This window comes from Microbacterium sp. Y355 (assembly GCF_059445345.1).
Map to the genome: position 1 here is coordinate 1 of NZ_JCAIUD010000004.1, position 5458 is coordinate 5458.

The 5458-nt window shown below is 53.9% G+C and carries 3 rRNA genes; all 3 read left to right on the top strand.

Features of this window, described 5'->3' with window-relative positions:
* Nucleotides 1-279: 279 nt before the first annotated feature.
* The 3 genes from AC1C2O_RS19320 to rrf all read left to right on the top strand — a co-directional run bounded on the left by AC1C2O_RS19320 (nt 280) and on the right by rrf (nt 5413).
* Nucleotides 280-1804, top strand: a 16S ribosomal RNA gene (locus AC1C2O_RS19320).
* Nucleotides 1805-2084: 280 nt separating this feature from the next.
* Nucleotides 2085-5188 (top strand): 23S ribosomal RNA (locus tag AC1C2O_RS19325).
* 108 nt (nt 5189-5296) lie between these two features.
* Nucleotides 5297-5413 (top strand): 5S ribosomal RNA (gene rrf / locus AC1C2O_RS19330).
* Together the 16S, 23S and 5S rRNA genes form the textbook arrangement of a ribosomal RNA operon.
* Nucleotides 5414-5458: the final 45 nt, after the last annotated feature.

Sequence of the window (5458 nt, forward strand, 5' to 3'; positions counted from 1 at the left end):
TTTGACATGCTGTGTGGCTCAGGTAAGATTGAGAAGTTGCCCTGCGGGCCTGGTTGTGATGACTGGGTCGTGGGAGCATCCGATCCTTGAGAACTCAACAGCGTGCACTTGTCAAATGCCAAATTATCCTCGTCGGTCTTCGGACTGGTGAGAATTCCTTTGGATCAAAGACCAGCCCTTCCGGGGGTTGGCATTTTAAATGAAGTCAGTTTGATTCATTTCTTTGGTCAGTTCAAACTCGCTGCGCACACCTTTTTCCGGTGTGTTCAGTATTTTTCTTTTACGGAGAGTTTGATCCTGGCTCAGGATGAACGCTGGCGGCGTGCTTAACACATGCAAGTCGAACGGTGAAGCCCAGCTTGCTGGGTGGATCAGTGGCGAACGGGTGAGTAACACGTGAGCAACCTGCCCCTGACTCTGGGATAAGCGCTGGAAACGGCGTCTAATACTGGATACGAGACGTGATCGCATGGTCAACGTTTGGAAAGATTTTTCGGTTGGGGATGGGCTCGCGGCCTATCAGCTTGTTGGTGAGGTAATGGCTCACCAAGGCGTCGACGGGTAGCCGGCCTGAGAGGGTGACCGGCCACACTGGGACTGAGACACGGCCCAGACTCCTACGGGAGGCAGCAGTGGGGAATATTGCACAATGGGCGAAAGCCTGATGCAGCAACGCCGCGTGAGGGATGACGGCCTTCGGGTTGTAAACCTCTTTTAGCAGGGAAGAAGCGAAAGTGACGGTACCTGCAGAAAAAGCACCGGCTAACTACGTGCCAGCAGCCGCGGTAATACGTAGGGTGCAAGCGTTATCCGGAATTATTGGGCGTAAAGAGCTCGTAGGCGGTTTGTCACGTCTGCTGTGAAATCTGGAGGCTCAACCTCCAGCCTGCAGTGGGTACGGGCAGACTAGAGTGCGGTAGGGGAGATTGGAATTCCTGGTGTAGCGGTGGAATGCGCAGATATCAGGAGGAACACCAATGGCGAAGGCAGATCTCTGGGCCGTAACTGACGCTGAGGAGCGAAAGGGTGGGGAGCAAACAGGCTTAGATACCCTGGTAGTCCACCCCGTAAACGTTGGGAACTAGTTGTGGGGTCCATTCCACGGATTCCGTGACGCAGCTAACGCATTAAGTTCCCCGCCTGGGGAGTACGGCCGCAAGGCTAAAACTCAAAGGAATTGACGGGGACCCGCACAAGCGGCGGAGCATGCGGATTAATTCGATGCAACGCGAAGAACCTTACCAAGGCTTGACATATACGAGAACGGGCCAGAAATGGTCAACTCTTTGGACACTCGTAAACAGGTGGTGCATGGTTGTCGTCAGCTCGTGTCGTGAGATGTTGGGTTAAGTCCCGCAACGAGCGCAACCCTCGTTCTATGTTGCCAGCACGTAATGGTGGGAACTCATGGGATACTGCCGGGGTCAACTCGGAGGAAGGTGGGGATGACGTCAAATCATCATGCCCCTTATGTCTTGGGCTTCACGCATGCTACAATGGCCGGTACAATGGGCTGCAATACCGTGAGGTGGAGCGAATCCCAAAAAGCCGGTCCCAGTTCGGATCGTAGTCTGCAACTCGACTACGTGAAGTCGGAGTCGCTAGTAATCGCAGATCAGCAACGCTGCGGTGAATACGTTCCCGGGTCTTGTACACACCGCCCGTCAAGTCATGAAAGTCGGTAACACCTGAAGCCGGTGGCCTAACCCCTTGTGGGAGGGAGCTGTCGAAGGTGGGATTGGTAATTAGGACTAAGTCGTAACAAGGTAGCCGTACCGGAAGGTGCGGCTGGATCACCTCCTTTCTAAGGAGCAACTGNATCTGCACGCTGTTGGGTCCTGAGGGACCGGAAACGCTGACCTTTCGAGGCCAGTGGGACTGAATCCTCAGGGCCTCTTGTCGTTTCTCCCGTTTGGGGGGTGCGAGGAGGGGTACCGCCCGTACTTTGAGAACTACACAGTGGACGCGAGCATCTTGCAGCTGATCTTCGGATCGGTTGCACAAGATGATCTTAAAGATCATTAGTCAATTTCAGACACACACTTTCGGGTGTGGGTCGAGTTTTGATTCAAACTCATGTGATTTATCAAGTCTTTAAGAGCAAACGGTGAATGCCTTGGCATCTGGAGCCGAAGAAGGACGTAGCAATCTGCGATAAGCCTCGGGGAACTGATAAGCAAGTTTTGATCCGAGGGTGTCCGAATGGGGAAACCCCGCTGGGCGGCGTGCCGACCTAGTGACTCCCGCCTGAATATATAGGGCGGGTAGAGGGAACGTGGGGAAGTGAAACATCTCAGTACCCACAGGAAGAGAAAGCAACCGCGATTCCGTTAGTAGTGGCGAGCGAAACCGGAACAGGCTAAACCGAGCATGTGTGATATCCGGCAGGAGTTGCATGTTCGGGGTTGTGGGACTTTTCAGTCAACTCTGCCGAGTTGGCGGCGTTACAAGATGGTATAGACGAACGGTCTTGAAAGGCCGGTCATAGAGGGTGAGAACCCCGTAGTCGAAATGCCTCCCTTGGCGCGAAGAGTATCCCAAGTAGCACGGGGCCCGAGAAATCCCGTGTGAATCTGTCAGGACCACCTGATAAGCCTAAATACTTCCAGATGACCGATAGCGGACAAGTACCGTGAGGGAAAGGTGAAAAGTACCCCGGGAGGGGAGTGAAATAGTACCTGAAACCGTTTGCTTACAAACCGTTGGAGCCTCCTTAGTAGGGGTGACAGCGTGCCTTTTGAAGAATGAGCCTGCGAGTTAGCGATATGTGGCGAGGTTAACCCGTGAGGGGTAGCCGTAGCGAAAGCGAGTCTGAATAGGGCGATTCAGTCGCATGTCCTAGACCCGAAGCGAAGTGATCTATCCATGGCCAGGTTGAAGCGTGTGTAAGAGCACGTGGAGGACCGAACCCACTTAGGTTGAAAACTGAGGGGATGAGCTGTGGATAGGGGTGAAAGGCCAATCAAACTTCGTGATAGCTGGTTCTCTCCGAAATGCATTTAGGTGCAGCGTTGCGTGTTTCTTGCCGGAGGTAGAGCTACTGGATGGCCGATGGGCCCTAAAAGGTTACTGACGTCAGCCAAACTCCGAATGCCGGTAAGTGAGAGCGCAGCAGTGAGACTGTGGGGGATAAGCTTCATAGTCGAGAGGGAAACAACCCAGACCACCAACTAAGGTCCCAAAGCGCGTGCTAAGTGGAAAAGGTTGTGGAGTTGCTTTGACAACCAGGAGGTTGGCTTAGAAGCAGCCATCCTTGAAAGAGTGCGTAATAGCTCACTGGTCAAGTGATTCCGCGCCGACAATGTAACGGGGCTCAAGCACGCCACCGAAGTTGTGGCATTGACATTATTGGTAGGCCTTCGTGGTCCAGCCGTGTTGATGGGTAGGAGAGCGTCGTGTGGCCAGCGAAGCGGCGGTGTGAACCAGCCGTGGAGGCTACACGAGTGAGAATGCAGGCATGAGTAGCGAAAGACGTGTGAGAAACACGTCCTCCGAAAGACCAAGGGTTCCAGGGTCAAGCTAATCTTCCCTGGGTAAGTCGGGACCTAAGGCGAGGCCGACAGGCGTAGTCGATGGACAACGGGTTGATATTCCCGTACCGGCGAAGAACCGCCCAAGCTAATCCAGTGGTGCTAAGTATCTGAATCCCAGTGACTGATCCCTTCGGGGTGACGGATTGGGCCTAGCGTACGACCCCATGCTGGTGCGGTTAGCGTATTAACAGGTGTGACGCAGGAAGGTAGTCCAGCCGGGCGATGGTTGTCCTGGTGCAAGTGCGTAGGCCGAACGGTAGGCAAATCCGCCGTTCACATAGGCTGAGACACGATGCGAATAAAAAGTGGATGATCCTATGCTGCCAAGAAAAGCATCGACGCGAGGTTCTAGCCGCCCGTACCCCAAACCGACTCAGGTGGTCAGGTAGAGAATACCAAGGAGATCGAGAGAATCGTGGTTAAGGAACTCGGCAAAATGCCCCCGTAACTTCGGGAGAAGGGGGGCCTTCGGCGTATAGGGATTTACTCCCAAAAGCGTTTGGAGGCCGCAGAGACTAGTGGGTAGCGACTGTTTACTAAAAACACAGGTCCGTGCCAAGTCGCAAGACGATGTATACGGACTGACGCCTGCCCGGTGCTGGAAGGTTAAGAGGACCGGTTAGCCGCAAGGCGAAGCTGAGAATTTAAGCCCCAGTAAACGGCGGTGGTAACTATAACCATCCTAAGGTAGCGAAATTCCTTGTCGGGTAAGTTCCGACCTGCACGAATGGCGTAACGACTTCCCAACTGTCTCAACCGCGAACTCGGCGAAATTGCATTACGAGTAAAGATGCTCGTTACGCGCAGCAGGACGGAAAGACCCCGTGACCTTTACTATAGCTTTGTATTGGTGTTCGGTGTGGCTTGTGTAGGATAGGTGGGAGACTTTGAAGCGTGGACGCCAGTTCATGTGGAGTCATTGTTGAAATACCACTCTGGTCACTCTGGATATCTAACTTCGAACCGTAATCCGGTTCAGGGACAGTGCATGGTGGGTAGTTTAACTGGGGCGGTTGCCTCCCAAAAAGTAACGGAGGCGCCCAAAGGTTCCCTCAACCTGGTTGGTAATCAGGTGGCGAGTGTAAGTGCACAAGGGAGCTTGACTGTGAGACTGACAGGTCGAGCAGGGACGAAAGTCGGGACTAGTGATCCGGCAGTGGCTTGTGGAAGCGCTGTCGCTCAACGGATAAAAGGTACCTCGGGGATAACAGGCTGATCTTGCCCAAGAGTCCATATCGACGGCATGGTTTGGCACCTCGATGTCGGCTCGTCGCATCCTGGGGCTGGAGTAGGTCCCAAGGGTTGGGCTGTTCGCCCATTAAAGCGGTACGCGAGCTGGGTTTAGAACGTCGTGAGACAGTTCGGTCCCTATCCGCTGCGCGCGTAGGAAATTTGAGAGGATCTGACCCTAGTACGAGAGGACCGGGTTGGACGAACCTCTGGTGTGTCAGTTGTTCCGCCAGGAGCACCGCTGATTAGCTACGTTCGGGATGGATAACCGCTGAAAGCATCTAAGCGGGAAGCCGGCCTCAAGATGAGATTTCCATACCTTCGGGTGAGAGGCTCCCAGCCAGACTACTGGGTTGATAGGCCAGATGTGGAAGCACGGTAACGTGTGAAGCTGACTGGTACTAATAAGCCGATGACTTGATAACACACCGTTTGTTGGTGCTACGCGTCCACTGAGTGGTTCTCGATGTACGGTCGAGAACCACATAACAACATTGACTTTGTTATGTGTTTGATTGAAACATCAATAGTGTTTCGGCGGCCATAGCGTGAGGGAAACGCCCGGTTACATTCCGAACCCGGAAGCTAAGCCTCACAGCGCCGATGGTACTGCAGGGGGGACCCTGTGGGAGAGTAGGACACCGCCGGACTTCTTTTAGACAAAATGGCCACCCAACGCTGGGTGGCCATTTTGC